The following is a 24,072-nucleotide window of genomic DNA, read 5'->3' as shown; positions in this document are numbered from 1 at the left end:
CGCTCAGCCGGGGCAAAGGGTTTCCTGCAAATGCCGCCAGCGCGGCGCCCCGGCCTCATCGTGTTCAAACACCGCGGTGGCAAGCCGCAGGCTGCTTAACCAGCCGCCCTGATATTGCGCTTCGCGATAAGCCACCGTCGCGCCGCCGGCGTGCCAGTCCAGCAGCGCCAGTTGATCCACCACGATATCCAGGCCGGGCTTGCCGCCGCCGGCTGCGGCGAACAGCCGCCTCAGCGCGTCCAGGTCCAATGACGCGCCGCTGGGCGCCACCATGGTGAAGCGCGGCGAGAAACGCGCCATCAAGGCCGCCAGCGCGGCGGCGTCCGCCGGGCCGGCAAACCATTGCCGGATAGCGATATGCGCGGCAATCACTTCGTCGAAATAAGGATTTTGGTCGGTCATGACGTTCTCTCTGAGTGGGGGCGCCGCAGCAGGGCCAGCACCGCCGGGGTGTGGATGCGCAGCACGAACACCGCCGGCGCCAGGGTCAGGCCGGCGGCAATGAAGAAACAGGCTTGGTAGGCCTGGACGACGGCCACGGAGGCGCCGCCGCCCAAGGCGTTCAACAGCATGCTGATTGCGGCCACGCCCAGGCCGAAGCTGAATTGGCGGTTGATGTTCCACAGCGCGCTGGCCTGCCGCAGTTCGGTCTCAGCCACATCCAGAAAGGCGGCGCTTTGCGCGGCGCTGCTGCACAAGCTGCCGCCGAAACCCATCAGGCCGTAAGCGGCCATCAGCCCGCCATAGCGGCTGGCGCCCACTGCCAACAGCAGAATGCCGGCGCTCTGCACCGCCATGCCCAGCAGCAGCAAGGGCTTGGGGCCGTGACGGTTGAAAGCGAGACGGGTCAGGCTAATGGCCAGCGCCGAGGCCAGCGCCCAGGGCAACATCAGCGCGCCGGTCCGCGCCGCGCCCAGCTTGAGCACCTCCTGCAGATACAACATCGCCGCCAGGCTGACGCCCATGAACACGCCGGGCACGAACAGATACACCAGCATGGCGGTGCGCAGCAAACGCCCGCGCAGCAGCGCCAGCTTCAGCACCGGCTCGGCCTTGCCGGCGGCTCCGCGCGCATAGGCCGCCAGGGCCAGCGCCGCCAATGCCAACGCGACGACGCCGCGCGGCCCATGGCCGCCTTCGCCCAACCAGCCTAAGGCCAGCAGCAGCGCGCTCATGCCAAGCGCCACCAGCATCAGGCCGGAGCCGTCCAAGGCGCCGCTCCGCGCCGCCACGTCCCCGCGCGGCAGCCAGGCGGCCGCCAACAGCAAAGTCAGCAAGGCCAGCGGCAGGCTGGCCAGCAGTGCCCAGCGCCAGGACAGCATGTCCACCAGCAGGCCGCCCAGCGCTGGCGACAACGCCGGCACGATCAGCGCCACGCTCATGATCCAGGCGGTGAGCCGAGCGCGCTGCGCCGGCGGGTAGTGCCGGTAAACCATGGCCTGGCCGATAGGAATCAGCAGGCCGCCGCCCAGGCCCTGCAGCGCGCGCCAGCCTATCAAGGCCTCGATCGACCCGGCACTGCCCGCCAGCGCGCTGGCCGTCATGAACAGCGCCAGGGACAGCAGCATCACCCGCCGTTCGCCATACGCGCCGGCCAGCCAGACGCTGAGCGGAATCACCAGGGTCAGGCCCAGCATATAGGCGTTGCCCACCCAGGCCAGTTGCGCCAGCGAGGCCTGCAAATCGCGGCCGATGTCGGGATAGGCGACGCTGACGATGAACATATTGATCAGGTCCAGCGCAAAGCCGAGCAGGTACACCAGGGTCAGTTTCAAACGGAGCGGCATCGGCGGCCTCCACGGTAAAGCGGCCGAGTATAGTCAGCGCCAGCACATGGAAAAACCCGCCAATCCCGCCTAAACTGTCAAACTATTTTTGACAATAACAGGCAATGCCATGGTCAGTCTGGACCGTTTCGAAACCTTCAAGGCCGTGGTGGACGCCGGCTCCTTCACCGCCGCCGCCGCGGCGCTGGGCCAGAGCCGCGCCGTGGTCAGCTTCAATATCAAGCGCCTGGAGCAGGAAGTCGGCGTCGCGCTATTGATCCGCAACACCCGCAGCCTGGCCTTGACCGACGCCGGCGCGCGCTTTTACCAGCGCTGCGCCGATATGCTGGAGCAGGCGCGGCTGGCGATAGACGACGCCCGCGCCGAACATGGAGAGCTCAGCGGCGCGCTGCGCGTCACCGCCACGCTGGAATACGGCCTGGCCAAGATCGCGCCGGCGATTCAGGCCTTCGCCCAGCTGCACCCGGCGCTACAGGTGCAGCTGTCCACGTCCTCGCTGCATGCAGATCTGATCGCCGAGCGCTTCGACATTGCCATCCGCCTGGGCAGCTTGCCCGAGGCCGAGCTGCACGCGGTGCCCTTGGCCCGCTTCGATATTTTCCCGGTGGCGGCGCCGGCCTTGCTGACACAAGAACAGCCCGGCGACCTGGCCGCGCTGGGCCGGCTGCCCTGGCTGGGACACAGCCGGCTCAAGCACGCCCCGCCCTGGCTGGTGGACACGCCGGACGGGAGCCAGACATCCTGGCTCCCGCCGCACCCGGCGCGGCTGAGCTCGGACAGCGCGTCCATCCTGCGCGCCTACGCATTGGCCGGCCTCGGCGTCGCCCTGCTGCCGGACTGGCTGGTCAACGCCGATCTGCGGGCCGGCCGGCTATGCCGCTTGTTGCCCGATCACACATTCCCGCAGCAAGGCATTCACGCGCTCTACCCGCGTACCCGCCACCTGCCGGCCAAGGTACGGGCCTTTATCGATTTTTTGCGCGAGCGCGAGGTGGCGGGCTAGCGGACGTCCCGGTCATTGCTCCGGCACTGGGCACCGCGTTCATGCCGGCACGCGCGGAACGGTGGGCAAAATGGCGACCTTGATGCAAAATGCCCGCGTCACCCCCAAGAAGCCACTCGAATGTCCTACCTCCGCGCTGCCTCGCTCCTGCCCGCCCTTTTGCTCTTGTCCGAATTCTGTCTGGCCGATATGGGCAGCATGGGCGCCTTCATGGTCAATCTGGCACTGTTCGCCATCGCATTCTGGCTGGCGCTGACTTGCTTGGTGTTCTGGCTGCTGCGCCGGCGCACGGCCGGAGCCCAGTTCGGGCTCACGCTGTTGTTTTTGCTGTTTCCCCTGTTCTGGATGCTCTTGATCTCGGTGCGCTAACTCCCACCCCAGGCATGGGCGACACCGCCAAGCGCCTCCCTGCCAAGGTGGTTTCAACTCAAAACAATGAGAGCTCAGAACCCCACCGCCAACAACAACCCCGCCGCCGCCAGCGTGCCCAGCGCCGCCACCCCATAGGTGCAGGCCTTGGCCAACGGTCCGCCGTGGACGCCGACATCGTGCAGGCTGTGGTAGATGCGGTGCGCCGCGTGCCACAGCAGCAGAGCGATCAGGCCAAACAGCACCGCCTTGCCGATCAGGCTTTGCGCCAACGCGCGCAGGGTATCGTAATCAGCGGCGCCGTCAGGCAGCCAGCCCAACGGCGCGGCGATGCCGGTGATGAATACCAGCATCGGCCCGAACAAGGCGGCCAGCATGCCGCCGGCGCCAAACAAGCCCCAGAAGATGGGCGCGTGAGAGCGTTTCAGTCCCGGTTTCATGCCGTCATCCCCCATACCAGCATCAACAAAGCGGCACAGCACACCACGGCGGCGGCCAGGCCGCCGGCGGTGATGGCCAGCGCGGATACCCGCCGCCCGGCCAGCATCAACGGCGGCAGCGTGCGCGGCATGATCTTGAACCAGGTGTAGCTGTGGTAGGCGATCATCAGCAGCGCCGCCGCGTGCAGCAGCAGGGCCGGCGCGCTTTGCAGCGCGGCGACAAAGCCGTTCCAGGCCGCCTCCCCCTGGCTCAGCCGCCACAGCCCGCACAGCAGGGTCAGCGCGTAGCCGGCGACGAAGAGCGCCGTGCCTTCATGCACCATGTACTCGATGAAGTAAGGGTTCTTGCGCCACCAGCCTTCCATTGGCCGGACATACGGTTTTCGCTTGTTCATTTACAAGCTCCTTTGGGCCGGGCGAAGCGCAGGAAGTAATCCCTGGCTACCGCTGTCTTGTTGAGGTTCACCGCATTGGCCGGGTCCACCATCTTGGGGCAGACCTCGGAGCAATAGCCCACCGCGGTGCAGTTGAACACGCCCTCCTGCGCGGCCAACAGTTCCATCCGCTCTTCGGCCGCGCCGTCGCGGCTGTCCATGTTGTAGCGGTGCAGCAGCGCGATGGCGCCAGGCCCCAGAAACTTGTCGTCCAAGCCGTATTGCGGGCAGGCGGCATAGCACAGCAGGCAGTTGATGCAGCTGCTGAACTGGGCGTACCAATCCATCTGCGCCGGGGTTTGCAGGTATTCGCCGTCGGACAGCGGCTTGTCTTCCTTGGGCACGATATAGGGCTGGATGCTTTCCAGCTTGGCGATGAAGTCGTCCAGCACCACCACCAGATCGCGCTCTATCGGGAAGTGGTTCAGCGCCTCAATGCGCACCACGCCCGGGTAGTCGCGCAGAAAGGTCTTGCAGGCCAGCTTGGGCACGCCGTTCACCATCATGCCGCAGCTGCCGCAAATCGCCTGGCGACAGGACCAGCGGAAGGCCAGGCCGCCGTCCAGGTAATCGCGGATGTATTGCAGCGCCTGCAGCACGGACATGTCGTCGCGGTACGGCACTTCAAAGTGTTGCAGCCACGGCTCGCTGTCCTGCTCCGGCCGGTAGCGCATCACCGCGATGGTCTTGGTCTGAGCGGTCATCGTGTGTCTGGTCATGGTGTGTTCGCTCATGCCTTGCCCTCCTTGGCCGCGGCTTCCGCCGCCAGGCCGGCTGCGCCGTAGGCGCGCACCGCCGGCTGCGATTTGGTGATCTTCACCGCGCCGTAGTCTATGCGCGGCGCGTCCGCGCCCTGGTAGACGGCGAGGCTGTGCTTGAGGAAGTTGAGGTCGTCGCGCTGTTCGCAGCCGTCCAGCCGCTGATGGGCGCCGCGCGATTCGCGGCGTTGCAGCGCGGAATGCGCCATCGCCTCGGCCACGTCCAGCTGATAGCCCAGCTCGATGGCCAGCAGCCAGTCGCTGTTCCAGACGCTGGATTTGTCTTCCACGTGCACATTGCGGAAGCGCTGTTTCAGCTCCGCCAGCTTGTCGCAGGTGGCCTGCATCGAGGCTTCCAAACGGTAGATGCCGCAGCCGGCTTCCATGGTTTCCGCCATTTCGCGGCGCAGTTCGGCGATGCGTTCGCCCCCTTCGCGCGCGCGCAGCGCGTGAAGGCGCGCCTCGGCGGCCTCGGCCTGCTTTTGCAGCGCTTCGCGCCGCGCGGGACGGCGCGATCGCGCGCAGCGAGCGGCTTCTTCGCCGGCCACTTTGCCGAACACCGACAGCTCCGCCAGCGAGTTGGAGCCCAGGCGGTTGGCGCCGTGGATGCCCACGCTGGAGCATTCGCCGGCGGCGAACAGGCCGGGCATGGGCGCGGCGCAGCGGCCGTCCACCAGGATGCCGCCCATGGTGTAGTGCACCGCCGGGCGCACCGGAATCGGCGCCTTGGCCGGGTCTATGCCCAGGAATTCCTCCGCCAGCTCGCAGATTTGCGGCAGCCGTTCGCGCAGCTTGGCGTGGCCCAGGTGGCGCAGGTCCAGATACACCGCGGAGCCCCATGGGCCTTCCACGGTACGGCCCTGTTGCTGCTCGTACCAGAAGGCCTGGCTCAGGCGGTCGCGCGGGCCCAGCTCCATGAATTTGTTGCGCGGCTTGTCCTCCGCCGGCCCCAGGCCGTAATCCTGCAGATAGCGGTAGCCGTCCTTGTTGACCAGCAGGCCGCCTTCGCCGCGGCAGGCCTCGGTGAACAACAGGCCGGTGCCGGGCATGCAGGTGGGGTGGTATTGGACGAATTCCATATCGCGCAGCGGCACGCCGTGGCGGTAGGCCAGCGCCATGCCGTCGCCGGTGACGATGCCGCCGTTGGTGTTCTCGCGGAACACCCGGCCGGCGCCGCCGGTGGCCATCACCACCGCGCCGGCTTCGATCAGCAGACTGTCGCCGCTGGCGATGTCGATGGCCAGCACGCCACGCGCCTCGCCGTCCTCCACGATCAGATCCGCGCAGAAGTATTCGTCGAAGCGGCGGATGGACGGGAAGCGGATGGAGGTCTGGAACAGGGTGTGCAGCATGTGGAAGCCGGTTTTGTCGGCGGCGAACCAGGTGCGCTCTATCTTCATGCCGCCAAAGGCGCGCACATTGACGCTGCCGTCCTCCTTGCGGCTCCACGGGCAGCCCCAGTGTTCCAGCTGCACCATTTCCTCAGGGCATTGAGCCACGAAGTATTCCACCACGTCCTGCTCGCACAGCCAGTCGCCGCCGGACACGGTGTCGTTGAAATGGGCATCGAAGCTGTCGTGTGCCTGCTTGACCCCGGCGGAGCCGCCTTCGGCCGCCACGGTGTGGCTCCGCATCGGATAGACCTTGGACACCAGCGCGATGCGCAGCTCCGGGTCCGCCTGGGCGGCGGCGATGGCGGCGCGCAAGCCCGCGCCTCCCGCTCCCACGATCACAATGTCTGCTTGGTAAGTTTCCACAAGCTTTCCTCACTTAGAAGTACAAATGCGTCAATCCGTACGCCGCCAGCGTGGACACCCCCACTCCTATCAGCCCCGGCATCATGAAGCTGTGGTTGAGCAGATACTTGCCGATGCGGGTGGTGCCGCTGCGGTCCATATTGATGGCCGCCAGGTCGCTGGGATAAAAGGCGAAGAAGAAATAGGCGTAGCAGGAGGGCATGATGGCCAGCAGCTGGTGCGGGCTCAGGCCCAGCGCCAGACCGAAGGGCACCATGATGGTGAGCGTGGCGGCCTGGCTTTTGACGAAGGCGGACACCGCGAACATCGCCAGCGCGAAGGTCCACGGCGCGTAGGCCACCATGGCCTTGATATTGGCCACCAGCAGCGGCTCGTTGGCCTTGACGAAGGTATCGCTCATCCAGGCGATGCCGAAGATGGACACCACGGCGATCATGCCGGCGGTGAAGACCTCGGAGCGGGCGATGACCGCCGCCTTGGCGTTGGAACGGAATAGGATAAAGGCGCCGAAGGCCAGCATCACGAACTGCACCACCGTGGTCATGGGCACCGGCTTGCCCTGGCTCACCGGCAGCCATTGCGGAAACAACGCCAGCAGCACGATGACGAAGATGCCGGCGAAGAACAGCGCCACCGATTGCCGCGCCGCCGCCGGCAGCGTCTTGTCCAGGGTAGTGACGGATTGTTCCACCGAGGCGCGGAAGTTCGGATCTTGCATCCGAGCCAGGAATTCCGGATCGCGGTCCAGCTCCACGCCGCGGCGCAGGCTCCAGCATGCGGCTGCCAACACGCCCAGTAGGCCGGCCGGCGCGGTCACCATCAGGATTTGCCACAGGGTCAGCGGCTGGCCGCTATGGGCGGTCATCGCCAGCAGCGAGGTCACCGCCGCCGCCGCCGGGCTGGCGGTGATGCCCATTTGCGAGGCCACGCTGGCCATGGCCATCGGCCGTTCCGGGCGGATGCGGGTTTTGAGAGAAACGTCGGCGATCACCGGCAGCAGCGAATACACCGCGTGACCGGTGCCCACGCACATGGTGAGCAGGAAGGTGGACAGCGGCGCCAGAAAGGTGATTTGCTGCGGATGGCGGCGCATCAGCCGCTCCGCCTGCTGCACCAGGAAATCCAGGCCGCCGGCCACTTGCAACGTGGCCGAGGCGGTGACCACCGCCAGAATGATCAGCATCACGGTGATGGGCGGCTCCGCCGGCGCCACGCGGAACACGAAACACAGCACCGCCACGCCCAGCCCGCCTATCATGCCCAAGGCCACGCCGCCTCGGCGTATGCCCATCAGTATCGCCGTCAGCAGCAGCGCGAATTGTATCCAGAAAACCCACATGATCTTGTCCCTATTAGCCATTGTTTTCCGCTGTTATAGGGGATTAACAGCATCGGCTAATAGACCTTGATCAAGTCCGGCCCACAACGATTCCAAAACAGACCATTGGCATTGAGCGCAGCCTGTGCTCCAAGGCTTCCCGCCTGCTCTACCAACCTTGATAACGGCTAAGCAAGATAGCCCTTGAACAGATTCTTAAAGTGTTTTCTGTCCCTGCACCGCCGAAAAATGACTTACCACCTCGCTCAACTGGGCGGTGCTGCTGCGAATCTGATCAATGGAGGTACTGGCCACGCCGGCGTGCTCCTCGCCCATCCGCGCCTTGACCTGCATTTCATGGATGCTCTCGCTGGCGGACGAGGTGCCGTTGCGGATGTCGTCTATCATGCCGGCCACTTCCTTGGTGGAGGCGTTGGTGCGCTCGGCCAGCTTGCGCACCTCGTCCGCCACCACCGCGAAGCCGCGGCCCTGCTCCCCGGCACGCGCCGCCTCGATCGCCGCGTTCAAGGCCAGCAGATTGGTCTGGTCGGCAATCTCGTGAATGGTGTTGACGATGGAGGTAATGCGCAAAGTCTTGGAGTCAAGATCCTCGATGATCTTGACCGAGCGCTCTGCGCTGTTGGCGATCAGACTCATCTCGCCTATGGTGTCCTTGATCACCGCCAAGCCGTCGGACGAGGCCGCGTCCGACGCGGCGGACAAGCGGTGCGCCTCTTTCACCAGGTGCTGGTCGCGCTGCGCGGCCTCTTCTTCCTCAGTGATGTCCAGCGCGAACTTGATCACTTTGTAGACTTGCCCCTCGTCGTTGACGATGGGGTTGTAGCTGGCCTCCAGCCAGATGGGCCGGCCCTGCTTGTCGCGGCGTTCAAACTTGCCGGCGATGAAGATGCCCTGGTTCAGCCGCTGCCACAACTCGGCATAGGCAGGACTGTGCACGTATTCAGGCGGACAGAAAGCCCGGTGATGCTGACCTATGATTTCCTGCTCGCTATAGCCCACCGTGTTCAGGAAATTGCTGTTGGCGCGCAGCACAATGCCGTCGACGGAGAACTCGATCACCGCCATCGAACGGCTAACCGCCTTCATCGTATTGCGCGCTTCCAGTTCCGCCTGCACCGACTTGGTCACGTCCAGCGCGAACTTGACCACCGCCGTCACCTGGCCGGCTTCGTCGCGAACCGGGTTGTAGCTGGCCTCCAACCACACGATATCCCCGTTCTTGGTCACGCGCTTGAAGCGGTCGCTGACGAAATGCCCCTGCCGCAGCCGGCTCCAAAAGTTGCCGTACTCAGGGCTGCTCACAAACTCCGCCGGACAAAACAGCCGGTGATGCTGGCCTATCACCTCGCTGGCGCGGTAGCCCATCACCGCTTCGAAATTGGCGTTGGCGGAGCGCACCACGCCGTCCGGAGAAAACTCTATCACCGCCATTGAACGGTCAATCGCCTGCAACACGCCTTGCTGCTTATGCAGCTCCGCCACCGTGTCCTGCAATTTGCGTTTCAAGGCCATATTGAACATGCAGCAACCCTTCCGCTCGAGTCTTAGTTCTTACCGTCAGCGCTCGTCCCCCACACTTTTATTTACAAAACCACCCATGCCAATGTCAAACCGTAAAAACACTTACCACGCCTCGGTAGCCAAAATGCCGGGGCTTCACAAAAAAACAAGCCGCCTTTCGGCGGCGGCAGGAGGAAAAACCAGGCTAGTCGCTCAGCCCTGCGCATCCGGATCGGTGGCCAGCCGCGAGAACATCCTGAAATCGCACGGCTCGCCTCGTACCTGACGATATGCGCGCAGCAGCCCCTCGTACTGGAAACCACAGCCGCGCAGCAATTGCTCGGCGCGCCGGTTGCCGTCGCGCGACACCGCCTGCACCCGGTACAAGCGACAACCGCCAAACGCCCAAGCCGTAACCGCCTTGCAGGCCGCCAGGCCCAGCCCGCGCCCCCAATAGGCCGGCGCCAGATCGAAATCGATTTCCGCGCTGCGGTCCGCCGGCCAGACGGCGTCAAAACCAATGGAGCCGGCCAAGCATCCCAGATCATCGTCCACAATGGCCAGCCGCAACGGCGCGCCCGGTTCATCGGAACGATAGGCCTGCACCAAGGGCGCCAGATCCGCCGCCGACTGCAGCACCCAGCGCAGATGCTGCGCCACCTCCGGCAGGCGCAGATAATCGTACCAGTCAGGAATATCCAGCATTTCCATTGGACGCAGGCTGAAGCCCTGCATATCGATAGACGGCGGGGGTATCACATTCATCACGAGCACCAGAAATGAGGGGACCGGCCCCACGCCTGCAAGCGAGTGGACCGGGTCGCGCTTTATTGTGTAGAGCGGAAGACCGCACTCCATTCTAGAAGATAGCTCGCCAATAGAAAGTCGATATGCGGGCGGAGCCCCGGGACGGGCCCAGATATTCATGCCGGCAGGCGAAGGCTAAAAGCCGCCGGGATGTGCGGGCTATCGCCGGAGAAGAAGCCCTGCATTGCCTTGCGCGCATCATCCGAGAGCGGTGGCGGGAGGGAGTGAAAACGGTGTTGAAACTAGCCTTTCGGCCGGCGCCTTATCAGCCAGGCTTCGTCATAATGCGACAGGACAAATATTCAGCCGCCGCGCCTGCGCGCCGAGCGGCACAGGCTCGCTCTTTGATCGACCCCAACTTGCGAAGGAGCCTCGCCATGAATCTAGACCAAGCCGTACTGGAAGATCCTGTCGTCGAAAACATCGACGCTCAGATCGAAAAAGTGCTGGCCATGATGTCCACCCAGGAGTTGCAACGGCTGCAAGCCAAGTTGCAACAGCGGTATCAGTTGGAGTATTCCGAAACCGACGCTCATCCGTTCAATATCAAAACCATCATCAAGGGACGCGAGATCCGCTTTTCGCGCGGGGTGTCGCCGGCCTCGCGCGCCTTCATGATCCTGCACAGCCTGGGGCATTATATTTTCATCTGCGCGGCCAAGCGCAAGAACATCAAGCGCTACGACTATATTTACGATCTGCGCGGGGTGCAGACGGCGCTGCACTATTACGAAACCGCAGGACAGGGCAGCGGCCTGGATCAGCCGCCGCCGATGACGGCGCAGAAACGCAAGGACCGGGTGTCCTTCGAGGTGGGGGCCAACCGCTTTGCCGCCGACCTGCTGGCCGACATCGGCTTTAGCCAGGCGGAGGCCCTGATTCAGCGTTATCAGGTGGGCGACATCAACTATATTCTCGACGTGTCGAGCGGCGGCAAGGCCGCCATCGTGCCCAGCGACCACGACTATCTGCGCCGCTACATTTGCGCCGGCTTGTCCATTGATCCCAACGACGCTTACGATGACGGCGTCTATGATCCGGACGCCTACCGCCGGTACGGCATAGATTGGCAATATATCGAGGATATCCGGCTTGAGATTCATTTCTTCTGATTCTTCCGGGCGCGCATGGTCAGCATAAGCCGCCCCCAACTGGGCGCCTTGTTCTGCTGCATGTTCATCATCGGCTCGGCCGAAGTAGCGGCCGGCCCGATGATGGCCTTGATGGGCCGCCATTTCGGCGTGCCTTCCAGCGCCATAGCCTATCTGCCCGCCGCTTACGGACTGTGCTACGGCGTGTTCGCGCTGGTGGCCGGCCCGCTGTCCGACCGCGTCGGCCGCAAACCCCCGTTGCAACTGGGCCTGCTCGGCTTCGCCTTGTGCTGCGCGCTGCTGCCCGTCGCGCCCAACCTGAACGCGGCCGTCGCGCTGTCCGCGCTGAGCGGCCTGTGCGCGGCGGTGATCCAGCCCAACGCGCTGGCGCTGGTGGCGGACCTGGCCCCTCGCGCCCAGCTTGGCCAAAGGCTGGGCCAAGTCTTCATCGGCTTGATGCTGGCCTTCGTGCTGACCCCGGCGCTGGCCGGAAGGCTGGCGGATACCGCGGGTTGGCAGGCAAGCTATTACGCGCTGGCCACGGCCGGTTTGCTGGCATGGGCCGCGGTGCGGCGGCTGTTCCGCGCCGACGGCGGCCGCCTGACGGCGGACAGCGGCTTTCTGTCCACCTTGGCCGGCGCCTGGCGCACACCCGGCGCGCGGCGGCGGCTGTGCGTCAGCTATCTGTGGCTGGGCTGGGTGGCCGGCTTCGGCGCCGTAGTGGCCGAGGTGGCCGCGCGCAAACTCACCCTCAGCTCCACCGGCGGCGGTCTGCTCGCCGGCGGCTTCGGCCTGGTGGTTGTGCTGGGGAATCTGTGCGGCCCCCCGCTGCAACGGCGGCTGGGCGAGGCGGCCTTGCCGGCGGCGGCGCTGGCGGCCGCGCTGGGCATCTTGTCCTTCCTGCTGCCCCTCGCCGCTTTGTGGCAGTTGGCGCTGGCCGGCAGTCTTTGGGCCTTCGGCTACGGCTGCGCCGGGCCCTTGCACCACGCGCGCCTCAGCACGCTGTCCGAACGCTATCGCGGCACCCTCAATTCTTATCACGCCAGCTTGCTGAACCTGGGCATTTTTTCAGCTTCCCTGCTGCTGGGCCTGAGCAGCGAGCCGAGACCCATCGCCTGGTTCTGCGCCGCCACCGGGCTTTTGACCCTGGCCGGCGCGCTGTTGTTGCTGCCCTTCGGACCGGGCTTGCGGCCGGCAAGCGCCAACCCTTCCTGAAGGCGGCTCAAAACCCAACCTCACACGGTAAGTGCGCCCCATCCTGCCCGGACTCTCAAGGCTTTGAACAGGTTTCAAACCTATCGCCGGCATTGAGAAATACAATTTCGGCATCGGCTTGCAAATTCGCCGGCCGGACAAATCATGACAAATACAAAACAAAATGCCGTTTAACTAAGGAATTGTCATGATCGTCATTCGGGAAATTGATCATATCGTGCTGCGGGTCAGCAACTTGGCGAAGATGGAACGCTTTTACGGCGAGGTGCTGGGCTGCACCGTGGAACGTCGGCGCGAGGACTTGGGGCTGGTGCAACTGCGCGCCGGCCATTCGCTGCTGGACCTGGTGCCGGTGGATGGGCCTCTGGGACGGGCAGGCGGCCGCGCGCCTTCCGCGGAAGGCCGTAACCTGGATCACTTCTGCTTCCGCGTGGACCCCTTCGATGAGGATGCGATACGCGCCCACTTGGCCCGGCACGGCCTGAGCGCAGGGGAAACCGCTCAGCGCTACGGCGCCGAAGGCGAGAGCCCCTCGCTATACCTGCAGGATCCGGAAGGCAATGTGGTGGAGCTGAAAGGCCCGTCCTGCCCTTAGAACCTGTGCAAAGTCTGCTGCGCTTCAGCGATACGGCGTTAAAAACAAGCTCAAAATGCTCATGTACCACTGTGTACATTCCGCTTTTTCGCTCGTTTTCGCCTTGTCTCGTCCTTGCTCGCGAGACTTTGAACAGGCTCTTAGACCCGCTAACAAAACCCCTGATCCTGCGTTGCGCCTCCTTGCCCGCCGGAGGCTGATAGTTCTAGTGGAATCCATCTCTGCTTGGTCTCTCCTCCAGCATGGGCGGCGGTTTTAAATATTACTGGTTTTGATTTTTTTATTTAGACATAAATACTCTAGTCTAGACCGCTTTGTTAATAGGGCATTTAATCCACCACCCCTGGCCGACTTAATTCAAACAATCGTTTGGAGTAAATACCGAAATTCAAACTGGCATTGAATTGGTATTAAACATCGTCAGTGGTCTTTATTCGCCGCACAACCGGCCGCGCGCGGCAAATATAAAAAACCCCTGAAGCATGCTGCGCGTTCAGGGGTTTCTGTTGCGTGAGTCCGCGTTCAGGGCTATTTGCGCGCCTGAATGCCCGCCGCCACTTTCCGCAGCTTGTCCGCATAGCCCGGATCCGTGGCGTAACCGCCTTGAGCCAGCGCCTGGGCAAAAGCCTGGGCGTTGCCGCCCACGCCCAACGCGCCGCGGTAACGCGGGTTGCCGGCCAGCAACTGCGCGTAATCGGCGAATGCGTCCTGCAAGCCGGAATACGCGCGGAAGCTTTCGGTCCGCTTCACATCACGGCCATCCACATGCTCGGTGGTCAAGGCGCGGGTGACTTCGCCCTGCCAGCCCTTGCCGGCCTTGATGCCAAACAGATTGTGATTGCTGCCGCCGTCGGCGCGGAGCAGCGGATGCTGACCCCAGCCGGACTCCAGCGCCGCGTGCGCGGACACCAACTCCGGCGCCACGCCCAGCTTGGCGGCGGCTTGCTGCGCGTAAGGCGCGATGCTGTCGAGAAAGGCTTCCCGATCCGCACCGTAGGGCATGCTGCCGCCCAGCGTGGCGTCCTGGACGCGCTGACGCGCCCAAGCGCCTTCCGGCGACAGGCTGGCCCAGCTGTCCGAACCGTTTTCGATGAAGTCGCGCACCTCGCCGTGCAGCTGGCTGCTCCATTGGTCGGCGAAACGCTCGCCGCCCCCGCCGCCCTGGCCCATCAGCGGCAAGGCGACGGTATCGGCGCCGAAGTCCGGCCCGGCGCTGATGTCATTGCGCACAGTAAACATCGCTGTCTCCATTCAGCACGCGGTTCATCAGGTCCTGCTGCTGTTGCAGCAGTTGGCCATTGCGCAGATTCAGGGTCTGGCACAGGCGGATCTGCTCCACCAGCGCATTCCAGCGCTGACGGCAGGCTTGCTCCGCGGCGGCGGGCAAGAGCTTGAGCACCGCGTCCATCGAGGCGGCACGACCCGCGCCCAGCAATTGGCCGGCCAGTTGCAGCCGCTGATCGCGGCTGGCCTGCAGGGCGTCGCACTGGGCGACGATGTCCGAGCCCAGTTGTCGCAGCGCTTCGGCCTGGTGCTCCAGCGCCGCGGCGAACTGCTGTTCCAGCAGTTGTTCCAAGCGGCCGTAGCCTTGCAGGTCCTGCCCCACAGTGGCCAGCAGTTGTTTGAAGGCTTGCTCGCGATTCATTCAGCGGCTCCGGTGATATTGCTCCACCAGGTCGGCCAGCCGGGCGGCGTCGAAGCGCACTTCGCCGCGCGCCAGCGCGGCGCGCACTTCTTCCACCCGTTTCATGTCGATGTCCGGCAGCGCGCGCAGCTCCGCCACCGCCGGCGCCATGTCCTGGCTCGCGGCGGGCGTGGCGGCGGCCGCGGGCGCGCGGGCCGGCGTTTCCGCGGCGGCGCTCTGGCCGCCGACCGCCAGTTCGCGGCGTTGCGACGAGGTCGAGTTGATTTGCATAGTTTGAAATCCGTCTGGGTTGGCTGTGCGAGCGGCTGGGGCGCTTGATGCCGCGTTGCGCGGCCGCTCGGGGCGGGCTTTGCGGCCCGCCCTCACCCCTTCAAGGCGACAGTCTGGAAAAAAACTTAAAAATTTACCGGTAACATTTTCAGAACGACAATGCGGCGGTTTTCCAGACGGATATATCGGCCAAACACCAGTTCCTTCAGGATGCGCGCCACCATCTCGCGGGAAGAGCCGATCTGGTCGGCGATTTCCTGCTGGGTCAGCTGCTTTTTCAGCACCATCTCGTCGCCGTCCTGCTCTTCCAGCATTTGATTGATCAGGATGCGCACGCGGCCGTACACGTCCATCAGTGCCAGGTTCTTGGCCTTGTTGGACATACGGCGCACCACTTGCACCAGATGGCACATGATGCGGGTGCGGGCCTCCGGGCTGTGCGGCAGGCCGTCTTCGGTGTCGAAAAGCTGCATCAGGCTCTCGCGGCTGAACACCAGCAGGTGGCTGTCCTCGTCCGCCGCGCAATTAGAGCTGCGCTCGCCGCTGTCGATGAAGCCGACCATGCCGATCAGCTCTCCGGAGGCGCAGATTTGCAGAATATATTTTTTGCTGAGCCCATCCGAAACAAAGACTTGCATGCAGCCGCTGGCCAGCAGGTAGACCTCGTTGGCGCTGTCGCCTTCGTTGTACAGCACCTCGCCCTTGCTCAAGCGGCGGCTTTCGGCCAGCTCCAGCGCTTTGTCCAGCTTGTCATTGTCCAGATGTCCGAACAAATGTGTGCCTCTTAACAAGGCTTTGATATTGTGGTTTTCATTCATGACCACGTCGTCCCCGATAGTCTTGCGATTGAATCGACTTTCCCGCAGATGTTTGCCGCCTTTTGGCGTCTTTTTTTGTCAACATCATCCGAGTCTTTCGCTCGAATTTTTATTAATCAGGTGCGGATTATAATATTAGCGGTTAACAAAAGTGTGAAAAAACACACATAAAAAAAGCCTGAAACGAATCAGGCTTTTGTTTCGAACCCAAAAAAATAAAAGTTCATCGGGTAGTTAGGCTATCTTGCAGCGCGCTATCCAGATCGGATTTCTGTAGTGGCGAACTTACAACACTGGCCTCGCGATTGCCGCTCTGCCCCGGCGGCCCGAACATGGCCACCACCGCCTGCGCTTGCTTGCTGGTCATCACCAAGAGCTCGATGCGGCGGTTGTAAGCGGCCAAGGGATGCGTGGCGTCCAGCGGCGCCCGGTCCGCCATGCCCACCACTTGCAGGATGCCCGCGGCGTTCATGCCGCCTTCCAGCAAGTGCAGCCGCGCCGCCATCGCGCGGTTGCTGGACAAGCCCCAGTTCGAAAACGAACCGAAGCCGGCGGTACGGTATTGCGCGGCGTCCGTATGTCCGACAATCAGCAATTGATTGTCGATATGGCTGAACATATCGCCCATTTCATGCAGCAGCCGCTTGAAGCGCGGCTCTACGATGGCGCTGCCGCGCTCGAACATGCCCTGATTGTCGGTATCGTGCAGCATCACCCGTAAACCATAAGGCGTGACCACGGTCTGCAGATTGCTTGCCAAGCCGGCGTCCTGGCTCATTTTGGCCAGCAAGCCGGCCAGCTTTTCCAGGTCCGCCACGCTGTCCAGGCTGCGCTGACCTTGGCCGTCGAAGGTCTTTTTGGCCACCTTGTTGCTCTCCTGCAGCATGGAGTCCGCCTTGGTGGTGGTGGTGGGCTGGCCCGGAATCGGATCGCGCGGGATCAGGCTGCCCGGCGGGGTGCCGGTGTGTTCGATGCTGCGCGAGCCGCCTGCCTTCAGCGGGCTGCCACCGCCCGCGGTCAGCAATTGCTGCAGGTTTTCCTGATCGCGCGCGGCCAGCACCCACAACACCAGGAACAAGCACATCAGCGCCAGCACGAAGTCAGCGAACGCCACTTTCCAGGCGCCGCCGTGCCCTTCGGAATCCTGGCGGCGCGACACCTTCTTGATCACCGCGGCTTCATGCTCACGATTGGGTTTATTCGCCATGCCCGCCATCCGATTAGTTCACGCCTTCCAGCGCGTTGATCCAGGTTTCCAGCTGAGAGAAGCTGGGCTTGGTGTTCAGTTGCACCAGGCGGCGGCCGGCGTCGATGGCCAGCAGCGGCGGCTTGCCGGATACGTGGGTGGTCAACACCACTTTCACCGATTCGTAGTTGGACAGCTCCTGTTTGACCAGCTGGTGCATCATGTTGGACAGCGGGTCCAGCACGCCGTAGCAGAAGAAGATGCCGATGAAGGTGCCCACCATGGCGGCGGCCACTTTCTCGCTGATCTCGCCCGCGGTGGCGCCCTGGCTGACGCTGTTCATCGCCATCACGATGCCTAGCACCGCGGCCAGGATGCCGAAGCCCGGCATCGCCTCGGCGATCTTGTGCAGCGACTTGGATGGCTGGTTCAGTTCTTCATGAATCGCGTCCAGTTCCTGATCCAGCACGCTTTCCAGTTCGTGGGCGTTGATCTTGCCCATCGCCATCAGCCGGAAGTTGTCCACGATGAAGGCCAGCAGCTTGGGTTCCTCCAGCACCAGCGGGTAGCGATTGAACAAGGGGCTTTGACGCGGGGCCTCCACGTGTTCGTCCAGCGCTTTCAGGCCCTGGCTGGCGGTAATCAGCAATTCGTACATCAGCAGCAGCAGCTGGCGCTGGAATTCCGCGTCGTATTTCTTGCGCATGCCGACGCGTTTGATCTGGCCGCCCATTTCCGTGAGCACGTGCTGCGGGTTGCCCAGCACGATGGCGCCGACGGCGGCGCCGCAAATGATCAGCAGCTCCACCGGCTGCCAGATCACCGACATGATGCCGCCATGCAGCATGAAGCCGCCAAAGACACAAACCAGCACGATCAGAATGCCGAATAATTGCTGCATGTTTTCTTTCCTCGGACTCAGGCCGCTTGTAGGCGAGCCTGCATTTTTTTGAGAGCGCTCTTGTTGATCTGGCAGACGCGGGCTTCGGTCAGCGCCAGCACCGCCGCGATCTCCTTGAGACTCAGTTCAAATTCGTAATACAGCTGGATCACTTGCTGCTCGCGCGGGGTCAGCGCCTGCAAGGCCACGGTCAACGCGTTTTTCAGCGCCAGCCGCCGCTCCGGATTGTCTTCCGCCGCCGGCTCCAGCCCCTGGGCCATCAGTTCGTCGAAGCTGGACAGCGCTTCGGCGTTGTCCGCCAGCAGCGCTTCCTGATAGGCCTCGGCGCTGAGTCCCAACAGCTGCATCGCCTCCGCCTCGCTGGGTTCGCGCCCCAGCTTGCGGCTGAGCAGGCGCAGGCCGTCGCGCACGCGGTGCGCTTCCTGCCGCACCGAGCGCGGCCGCCAGTCCAGCCGGCGCAGTTCGTCGAGAATGGCGCCGCGGATGCGCAAAATGGCGAAGCCGGCGAACTTGTCGTCCGGCTCGCCATAGCGGCGCAGGCTCTCCAGCAAGGCCATCAGCCCCACCTGCTCCATATCTTCGCGATCAAACACGCCGCCGGCCTGGGACGACAGCTGACGCGCCACCCGCTTGACCAGGTGGGCGTACTGGCGCAGCGCCTCGGCTTCGCCGCCGGCGCTGACCGGGGCCTCGTCGTAACAGGCGTACATAGCGGCTTACTCGATGATCAACTTGCTAACCATCACCTCGCTGAACGGCGCGTCGCGGCGCTCGCGCAGGAAGCCGCCGGCATAGGCCTTGGCCAGCAAGCGCTGGTAGTCGTCTATGCTCATCGCCAGCGCCTTGTCCGCCGGCAGCTCCGAGAGCGCGCGCACAGCGATGCTTTTCAGGAAGGGCAGTTGGGCTTTGACTTCGGACTCCTGCTTTTCATTGCTGCGGAACACCAGGTCCACCGCCATGAAGCGGGTGGCGGATTCGCCGCCGCGCAGCATTACGATCACCTTGTCCATGCTGACGAAGCGCGCATCCGGCGCCGCCGCCGGCTTGGGCGCCGCCGCGGCCTGCGGCGCGCGGGCGCTCAGCCACCACCAAGCGCCGCCGCCGGCGGCCAAAGCCGCCGCGATGGCCACGATCAAAATCACTACGATGTTTCTGTTCATGCTTGTGCTTCCGCTGCTCAGCTCTGGCCCAGCCAGAAGCCTTGTCCATCACCCTGCCCCGCTTCCGCCAGCGCCCGGCCCGGCGCGCGTTGCGGCTGCTGTTGCCCCTGGCGTTCCTGACGCTGCTGGCCGTGGCCGCCCTGCCCCGGCGCGCCTTCGCGCACGTCCACCGCCACCTGCGTGTATTGGCGGTTGGACAGATCCTGGCGCAGCGCGTCGCCGATGGCTTGCAGCTGCCGCACCACTTCACCGTGCGAGGCGGTCAACTGCACTTGCAGCGCGCCGGCTTCGTGACGGATGGAAATTTCCAGGGAGCCCAGCGACGGCGGGTCCAGGCGGATCAGGGCGCGGTCCATGCCGTGGCTGCTTTGCACTTGCAGACGTTCGCCCAGCGCGGCGCTGAGTTTGTCGCCCCACTTGGCCGGCTGCTCCGTCGGCAGCTTGATCGGCGCCCATTCCGGCAGCGGCGCGCCGGCCTTGTCCTGCGGCTGCGGCGCAATGGCGGCCAATAGCGGCGAAGCGGGTTGCGCCGGCGTCGGGAGTTCGCGGCCGGCCTGGGGCTCGCCGGCCGGCTTGGCCGGCAGCGGCGCCAGGGTATTGATCGCGGCGGACAAGGCGTCCGACGGCATCGCCGCCTCTGCGGTTTGACGCGACGTCGCCGCCGTGGCGACGCGCGCGGCCGCATCCACGCCGGCTTGCGCCGGCGCTCCGGCCTGAGGCGCAAGGGCCGGCGGCTGCGGCGCAGCCGGCATCAGCGGCAGAGGCTGGGCGACGAGGACGCCGGGCTGCGCGGCCGGCTTCTCCGCCTTGGCTTCGTCGCCCGCGGGGGCCTCGGCGTCGGCGTCGACCGCCTGCGCGGCGCTTTGCCCGTCCATCAGGCTGGCCAGCAAGGCGCTGGCGAAATCGCCGCCGGAATCCGGCGCCGCCGCGTTCGGGTCCAGCAAGGGATCGGCCGGCGCGGCGTCGGCGGACGTTGACGCGCCGCCGGCAAGAAGATTGGGGGGCAAGGATACGTTCATGCTTGATTCCAGTCACTGACTTCGGCGTAGGCGATTTGCGCTTCGCGCTGATGGCTCAGCGCGGCGATTTTTTCTTGCAGTTCCGCGGAGTCTGCGCGGCAGACCTCCAGCGCGTCGCGGTAGGCGGCGCGCAAGGCGGCGCGCGCGGCCGCGTCCAGCGCCTGAGGCTGGGTGCGCAGCAGTTCCGCCAATAGTTGGTCCAGCGCGGCCAGGCGCTCCCAGTCGCGCTCGGCGCAGGCGCGGCGGATGGCGGCTTCCAGCGCGGCCGGCTCAGGCGGCTTCATGCTGGTCCCGCACGCCTATCCAACCGCCCTTGAGCTTGATCAGCAGCTGCTCGGCCTCGTCCAGCGCCGCCACGTCCAAGTTCACGCTGGCGTGGTAGAGCCGGTAGGCGCAGTAGTCGTAAAGCCGCGCCAGATTGGTGACCACCTCGCCGCCGGAGTCGAAGTCCAGCGCGCTGGACAGGCCGTTGAGGATGTTGATGCACTTGCTGATGCTCTCGCCCTTTTGCTCGTAGCGCTGGTTTTCCAGATGGCCGCGCGCGCGCGCCATTTCTTCCAGAAGGCCGTCGAACAGCACCAGCACCAACTGCACCGGCGAGGCGGAGTGGGTCTGCGCTTCCAGATTGACCGCGTGATAGCTGCGGTAGGCGTCGTAATCCACGTTGTCGTGCTCCTGTTCTAAATCAATAGGCGGGAGGTTGTCCCTCCCGCCGAATTCAATGCGGCCAAGCCAATCCGGCGACGGATTCAGAGCCTATTCACAATCTCGCGCATGCTTAGAAAGACAGCATGTCCACCGTCTTCTGCATGTCTTCCTGCATCTTCTGCAGCTGGGTGAACTGCGTCAGGTATCGCTTGTAGCTCTGGTCGTACTGGGCTTTCAGCCGCGTCTGGCGGCTGTCCAGGTCTTTCTGGATGCGCGCCTCGGAGTCCTTGCGCAGCTTGAGCAGGCCGCTGCTGCCGTTCAGCCATTTGTCCAGGTAGTCGCTGCTTTGCTTGACCACGCCGTTCTTGTTGTCGCCGTTGACGAAACGGTCCAGCGCGTCCGGCTTATCCTTCAGCGTTTCGTTCAGTTTCTTGCTGTCCAGGCTCAAGCTGCCGTCGCGGTTGGCCTTGATGCCCAGCTGGTTCAAAGTGATGCCGTCGTAGGGCTGACGCAGCAGGCTGTTGATGCCGTCTTTCAAACTGCGGATGCCGGAGTCGCTGGCGAAGGGACCGCCGGCCTTGCCTTCCTTGCCCGGCGCGGACAGGTCGGCGATGGCGCTGGCCAGCTTGTTGTAGCTGTCGACAAAGCCTTGCACATTGCTCACGGTGTCGGCGTCGTTGCGCGATACCGATAGCTGCAACGGGGTGTCGCCAGGCTTCATCGCCTTGCTGATGGTCAGGCTGACGCCGTCTATGCTTTCGAAGGTGTTGGACGCCTGCTTCATTTGCACGCCGGTGTCCTTATTGCCCAGCCAGACGATGGCGTCCTGACCCTTGGTCAGTTCCTTGGGATTGGCCAGGCCGGTCTTGAGGCCGGCGTCGCTGACTTGGCTCAGGTCCAGCGTGATGGCGCCGCTCTCGCCGGTCTTGCCGGAGGACATCACCAGCTGGCTGGTGCCGCCGTTGTTCAACACCATGGCGTTGACCTTGCCGCTGTTGCCGCTGGCGCGGTTGATGGCCAAGGCCAGTTCCGACGGGGACAGATTGCCGTCGCCGTCGCGGTCCGCGCTGCTGAGGTCCACTTCAAAGCTGTCGCTGCCCTGGCGGATGGTGATCTTGTCGCCGGCTTGAGCCTTGGCGCCGGACAGGCTGCCAAAAGACATCTGGTGAGCGGTGGCCACTTGTTCGATGAACAGCGAGTAGTTGCCCGGCTGGGCATTGCCCTTGGCGCTGACGCTGCCGAAGCCTTCCTGACTGATGCTGGCGTTCATCGCCACCAGGCTTTTCTTGCTGGTGATGCCGGACAGCGCGCTGCGATAGTCCTGCAAGGCTTTTTGCAGCTTGTTCAGCGCGTCGCCGCGCGCCTGCGCCGCCTTGTTCTGGGTGTCCAGCTGGTTCTGGGCGTCTTGCAGGTACAGGCTGGCGGCGTTTTGAGCCAGCGCCGAGGGCGGGGTCTTGCTGAAATCGATAGCCATTTGGAATCCTTTCGCTGTGCGCGGGCCGGATCGGCGTCCGGGCGGAAGATGGATGGTAGTGACTGTTCAGTGCGACCGCCGTCCGGCTTTTCTTGAGCCGCCGTGAATAATCACGCTCCCCGCAGCCAGGCTTGCCCGGCCAGTTCATCGGTTTGTTTCTGTTCTTTCTTCAGCCGCAGACGCAGCAGGCTTTCCGCCGCCTGATCGCGCACCTGGACCATCACTTCCCGGCGCAGGCTGGCTTGCAGCAGCGCGCGCTGACTGACGGCGGCGTCCGCCTCGGCCAGTTGCAGATCCTGCTGCTGCGAGGCCATCAGCCCCAGCAGCGCGCCCTTGTAGTCGGCGCAATTGCGCGCCAAAGCCGGATGGCCGGCGTCGGCGCTGGCGCCGCTCTGCCCGCACAGCTCGCCCATGCGCAAAATGTTGCGGCGGTAGCGCTCCTGCAACTGGCGCTTCCCTTCCACCTCGCTTTGCAGGCGGTCCACATCCTGTTGCCGCAATTGGACCATCAGGCCCAGGCGGCGCACGTCTTCGGGCTGGTTCATGTCGCTATCATCTCCATCAAACCGTTCCGGCTGTCTTCATAGCTCGCGGCCTCGGCCGCGCCCTGGCGCAGGAAAGCCTCCAGCCGGGGCATCAGCCGCACCGCGCGGTCGGTTTCGGCGTCTGCGCCGGCCACATAGCCGCCCAAGGGAATCAGGCTGCGCACTTCCTGGTAGCGGGACCAGGCGCCGCGCGCGCCGCGCGCCGCCTCCGCGTGTTCCGCCTCGGTGAGCTGGCTCATGCAGCGGCTGACCGAGCGGCCGATGTCGATGGCCGGATAGTGGCCGCGCTCGGCCAGTTCGCGCGACAGCACGATGTGGCCGTCCAGAATGGCCCGCGCGGTGTCCACCACCGGGTCTTGCTGGTCGTCGCCCTCGGCCAGCACGGTGTAGATGGCGCTCATGCTGCCTGCCCCGCCCTCGCCGTTGCCGGCGCTCTCCGCCAGCGAGGGCAAGAGGCCGAACACCGAGGGCGGATAGCCTCGGGTGGCCGGCGGCTCGCCCAGCGCCAGCGCCACTTCGCGCTGCGCCATCGCATAGCGGGTCAGCGAATCCACCAGCAGCAGCACATTGCGGCCCTGGTCGCGGAAGTGGGCGGCGATGGTGTGGGTCAGTTCGGTGGCCTTGAGCCGCATCAGCGGCGATTCGTCGGCCGGCGCCACCACCAGCACCGCCTTGGCCAGGCCGGCTTCGCCCAGCGAGTGCTCGACGAACTCCCGCACTTCGCGGCCGCGCTCGCCGATCAGGCCCACCACCACCACGTCGGCCTCGGTATGGCGGGTGATCATGCCCAGCAAGACGCTCTTGCCGACGCCGGAGCCGGCGAACAGGCCGACGCGCTGGCCGCGCCCAATGGTGAGCAGGCTGTTGATCGCGCGCACGCCCACGTCCAGCGGCGCGGACACCGGTTGTTTCTTCAAAGGATTGACCTGCGGCGGATGGGCGGCCAGCGGCTGTTCGCCGCCCAGGCGGCCCAGGCCGTCCAGCGGCTCGCCCAGACCGTTGACGATGCGGCCCAGCCAGGACGGGCCTATCATCAGGCCGCCGCCGTCTGCGGCCGGCAACACCCGCGCGCCGGTGGTCAGGCCCACCGGTTTCTTGAACGGCATCAGATAGGAGACTTCGCGCTTGAAGCCCACCACCTGGGCTTGCAGCCAACCGCCGCCGGTGGTTTCAATCACGCAGCGCTGGCCGGTTTCCAACGGGCAGCCTACGCTTTCCAGCAGCAGGCCGGACGCGCCCACCAGGCGGCCGCTGACGGTGGCCACCGGCACCTCCGGCAATTCCAGTCGTCCCAGCGCCTGACGCAACATG

The 24,072-nt window shown here is 64.6% G+C and carries 28 protein-coding genes; 5 read left to right on the top strand and 23 right to left on the bottom strand.

Translation table 11 applies throughout. From position 1 onward, the window contains the following. Positions 1–3: 3 nt before the first annotated feature. Together BR71_RS04700 and BR71_RS04695 are read right to left on the bottom strand one after the other, a co-directional pair. The gene (locus BR71_RS04700) at positions 4–402 is read right to left on the bottom strand and encodes a hypothetical protein (protein WP_043633309.1); all 399 of its coding nucleotides are present in this window, start codon (positions 400–402) and stop codon (positions 4–6) included. Then, positions 399–1,787, bottom strand: coding sequence for an MFS transporter (locus BR71_RS04695; RefSeq protein WP_043633306.1), 1,389 nt, complete (start codon positions 1,785–1,787; stop codon positions 399–401). Before BR71_RS04695 ends, BR71_RS04700 begins: the two co-directional genes overlap by 4 nt. 109 nt (positions 1,788–1,896) lie before the next feature. Between BR71_RS04695 and BR71_RS04690 the strand changes: the two genes are divergently transcribed. Then, positions 1,897–2,790: a LysR family transcriptional regulator gene (locus BR71_RS04690; protein WP_043633304.1), complete on the top strand. Its 894-nt coding sequence runs from the start codon at positions 1,897–1,899 to the stop codon at positions 2,788–2,790. 120 nt (positions 2,791–2,910) lie between these two features. Further along, the gene (locus BR71_RS04685; RefSeq protein ID WP_043633299.1) at positions 2,911–3,159 is read left to right on the top strand and encodes a hypothetical protein; all 249 of its coding nucleotides are present in this window, start codon (positions 2,911–2,913) and stop codon (positions 3,157–3,159) included. A 74-nt stretch (positions 3,160–3,233) separates the two neighbouring features. On the opposite strand, the gene frdD is transcribed toward BR71_RS04685, so the two are convergent. The 7 genes from frdD to BR71_RS04650 all read right to left on the bottom strand — a co-directional run bounded on the left by frdD (position 3,234) and on the right by BR71_RS04650 (position 10,152). After that, entirely contained in the window at positions 3,234–3,599 is a 366-nt protein-coding gene (gene frdD / locus BR71_RS04680) for a fumarate reductase subunit FrdD (RefSeq protein ID WP_081575903.1), read from the bottom strand. Continuing rightward, positions 3,596–3,994: a fumarate reductase subunit C gene (locus BR71_RS04675; protein WP_043633295.1), complete on the bottom strand. Its 399-nt coding sequence runs from the start codon at positions 3,992–3,994 to the stop codon at positions 3,596–3,598. The genes frdD and BR71_RS04675 overlap by 4 nt, the downstream gene beginning before the upstream one ends. After that, positions 3,991–4,767, bottom strand: a complete 777-nt coding sequence (locus BR71_RS04670) for a succinate dehydrogenase/fumarate reductase iron-sulfur subunit (RefSeq protein ID WP_341860346.1) — start codon at positions 4,765–4,767, stop codon at positions 3,991–3,993. Before BR71_RS04670 ends, BR71_RS04675 begins: the two co-directional genes overlap by 4 nt. After that, the gene (frdA, locus tag BR71_RS04665) at positions 4,764–6,548 is read right to left on the bottom strand and encodes a fumarate reductase (quinol) flavoprotein subunit (protein ID WP_043633292.1); all 1,785 of its coding nucleotides are present in this window, start codon (positions 6,546–6,548) and stop codon (positions 4,764–4,766) included. The genes BR71_RS04670 and frdA overlap by 4 nt, the downstream gene beginning before the upstream one ends. Before the next feature lie 13 nt (positions 6,549–6,561). Beyond that, complete coding sequence (locus BR71_RS04660; protein ID WP_043633291.1) at positions 6,562–7,887, bottom strand: anaerobic C4-dicarboxylate transporter; 1,326 nt, start codon at positions 7,885–7,887, stop codon at positions 6,562–6,564. A gap of 195 nt (positions 7,888–8,082) precedes the next feature. Continuing rightward, positions 8,083–9,408 carry a methyl-accepting chemotaxis protein gene (locus BR71_RS04655; protein WP_043633289.1) on the bottom strand — a complete coding sequence of 442 codons (1,326 nt, stop codon included), beginning with the start codon at positions 9,406–9,408 and terminating at the stop codon, positions 8,083–8,085. Positions 9,409–9,600: 192 nt separating this feature from the next. Then, positions 9,601–10,152, bottom strand: coding sequence for a GNAT family N-acetyltransferase (locus BR71_RS04650; RefSeq protein ID WP_043633286.1), 552 nt, complete (start codon positions 10,150–10,152; stop codon positions 9,601–9,603). A 419-nt stretch (positions 10,153–10,571) separates the two neighbouring features. Between BR71_RS04650 and BR71_RS04645 the strand changes: the two genes are divergently transcribed. From BR71_RS04645 to BR71_RS04635, 3 genes are all read left to right on the top strand, one after another. Then, the gene (locus tag BR71_RS04645; protein ID WP_043633285.1) at positions 10,572–11,306 is read left to right on the top strand and encodes a hypothetical protein; all 735 of its coding nucleotides are present in this window, start codon (positions 10,572–10,574) and stop codon (positions 11,304–11,306) included. Positions 11,307–11,321: 15 nt separating this feature from the next. Then, on the top strand, positions 11,322–12,500 hold the full coding sequence (locus BR71_RS04640; RefSeq protein WP_043633283.1) for an MFS transporter: 1,179 nt from the start codon (positions 11,322–11,324) through the stop codon (positions 12,498–12,500). Positions 12,501–12,687: 187 nt separating this feature from the next. Then, positions 12,688–13,095 (top strand): VOC family protein, encoded by a 408-nt coding sequence (locus tag BR71_RS04635; protein ID WP_043633281.1) that lies wholly within the window; start codon positions 12,688–12,690, stop codon positions 13,093–13,095. Between the two features lie 528 nt (positions 13,096–13,623). Here the strand turns inward: BR71_RS04635 and BR71_RS04630 are convergent. From BR71_RS04630 to fliI, 14 genes are all read right to left on the bottom strand, one after another. Continuing rightward, positions 13,624–14,334 (bottom strand): glucosaminidase domain-containing protein, encoded by a 711-nt coding sequence (locus BR71_RS04630; protein ID WP_043633280.1) that lies wholly within the window; start codon positions 14,332–14,334, stop codon positions 13,624–13,626. Next, complete coding sequence (gene flgN / locus BR71_RS04625; RefSeq protein WP_043633278.1) at positions 14,315–14,740, bottom strand: flagellar export chaperone FlgN; 426 nt, start codon at positions 14,738–14,740, stop codon at positions 14,315–14,317. Before flgN ends, BR71_RS04630 begins: the two co-directional genes overlap by 20 nt. After that, the gene (flgM, locus tag BR71_RS04620; protein WP_043633276.1) at positions 14,741–15,010 is read right to left on the bottom strand and encodes a flagellar biosynthesis anti-sigma factor FlgM; all 270 of its coding nucleotides are present in this window, start codon (positions 15,008–15,010) and stop codon (positions 14,741–14,743) included. Between the two features lie 125 nt (positions 15,011–15,135). Then, the gene (locus BR71_RS04615; RefSeq protein ID WP_043633274.1) at positions 15,136–15,828 is read right to left on the bottom strand and encodes a Crp/Fnr family transcriptional regulator; all 693 of its coding nucleotides are present in this window, start codon (positions 15,826–15,828) and stop codon (positions 15,136–15,138) included. A 223-nt stretch (positions 15,829–16,051) separates the two neighbouring features. Next, a complete protein-coding gene (locus BR71_RS04610; protein ID WP_043633605.1) occupies positions 16,052–17,035 on the bottom strand; it encodes a flagellar motor protein MotB in 984 nt (327 codons plus the stop codon). Positions 17,036–17,048: 13 nt separating this feature from the next. Further along, the gene (gene motA, locus BR71_RS04605; RefSeq protein WP_043633272.1) at positions 17,049–17,915 is read right to left on the bottom strand and encodes a flagellar motor stator protein MotA; all 867 of its coding nucleotides are present in this window, start codon (positions 17,913–17,915) and stop codon (positions 17,049–17,051) included. Between the two features lie 17 nt (positions 17,916–17,932). Beyond that, positions 17,933–18,625 carry an RNA polymerase sigma factor FliA gene (locus tag BR71_RS04600; RefSeq protein WP_043633271.1) on the bottom strand — a complete coding sequence of 231 codons (693 nt, stop codon included), beginning with the start codon at positions 18,623–18,625 and terminating at the stop codon, positions 17,933–17,935. Between the two features lie 6 nt (positions 18,626–18,631). Further along, on the bottom strand, positions 18,632–19,075 hold the full coding sequence (locus BR71_RS04595) for a hypothetical protein (protein WP_043633268.1): 444 nt from the start codon (positions 19,073–19,075) through the stop codon (positions 18,632–18,634). A gap of 17 nt (positions 19,076–19,092) precedes the next feature. Beyond that, positions 19,093–20,094, bottom strand: a complete 1,002-nt coding sequence (locus BR71_RS04590; RefSeq protein ID WP_052370331.1) for a flagellar hook-length control protein FliK — start codon at positions 20,092–20,094, stop codon at positions 19,093–19,095. Further along, positions 20,091–20,378 carry a hypothetical protein gene (locus BR71_RS04585; protein WP_019103738.1) on the bottom strand — a complete coding sequence of 96 codons (288 nt, stop codon included), beginning with the start codon at positions 20,376–20,378 and terminating at the stop codon, positions 20,091–20,093. The genes BR71_RS04590 and BR71_RS04585 overlap by 4 nt, the downstream gene beginning before the upstream one ends. Next, entirely contained in the window at positions 20,365–20,757 is a 393-nt protein-coding gene (fliS, locus tag BR71_RS04580; protein WP_019103737.1) for a flagellar export chaperone FliS, read from the bottom strand. The genes BR71_RS04585 and fliS overlap by 14 nt, the downstream gene beginning before the upstream one ends. Before the next feature lie 115 nt (positions 20,758–20,872). After that, complete coding sequence (gene fliD, locus BR71_RS04575; RefSeq protein ID WP_043633265.1) at positions 20,873–22,216, bottom strand: flagellar filament capping protein FliD; 1,344 nt, start codon at positions 22,214–22,216, stop codon at positions 20,873–20,875. Between the two features lie 110 nt (positions 22,217–22,326). Then, positions 22,327–22,761: a flagellar export protein FliJ gene (gene fliJ / locus BR71_RS04570; protein WP_043590291.1), complete on the bottom strand. Its 435-nt coding sequence runs from the start codon at positions 22,759–22,761 to the stop codon at positions 22,327–22,329. Next, entirely contained in the window at positions 22,758–24,071 is a 1,314-nt protein-coding gene (gene fliI, locus BR71_RS04565) for a flagellar protein export ATPase FliI (RefSeq protein WP_043633264.1), read from the bottom strand. The genes fliJ and fliI overlap by 4 nt, the downstream gene beginning before the upstream one ends. Position 24,072: the final 1 nt, after the last annotated feature.

The organism is Chromobacterium haemolyticum DSM 19808 (assembly GCF_000711885.1).
Classification (GTDB): Bacteria; Pseudomonadota; Gammaproteobacteria; order Burkholderiales; family Chromobacteriaceae; genus Chromobacterium; species Chromobacterium haemolyticum.
This window is presented reverse-complemented; position numbering and strand designations above follow the sequence as displayed.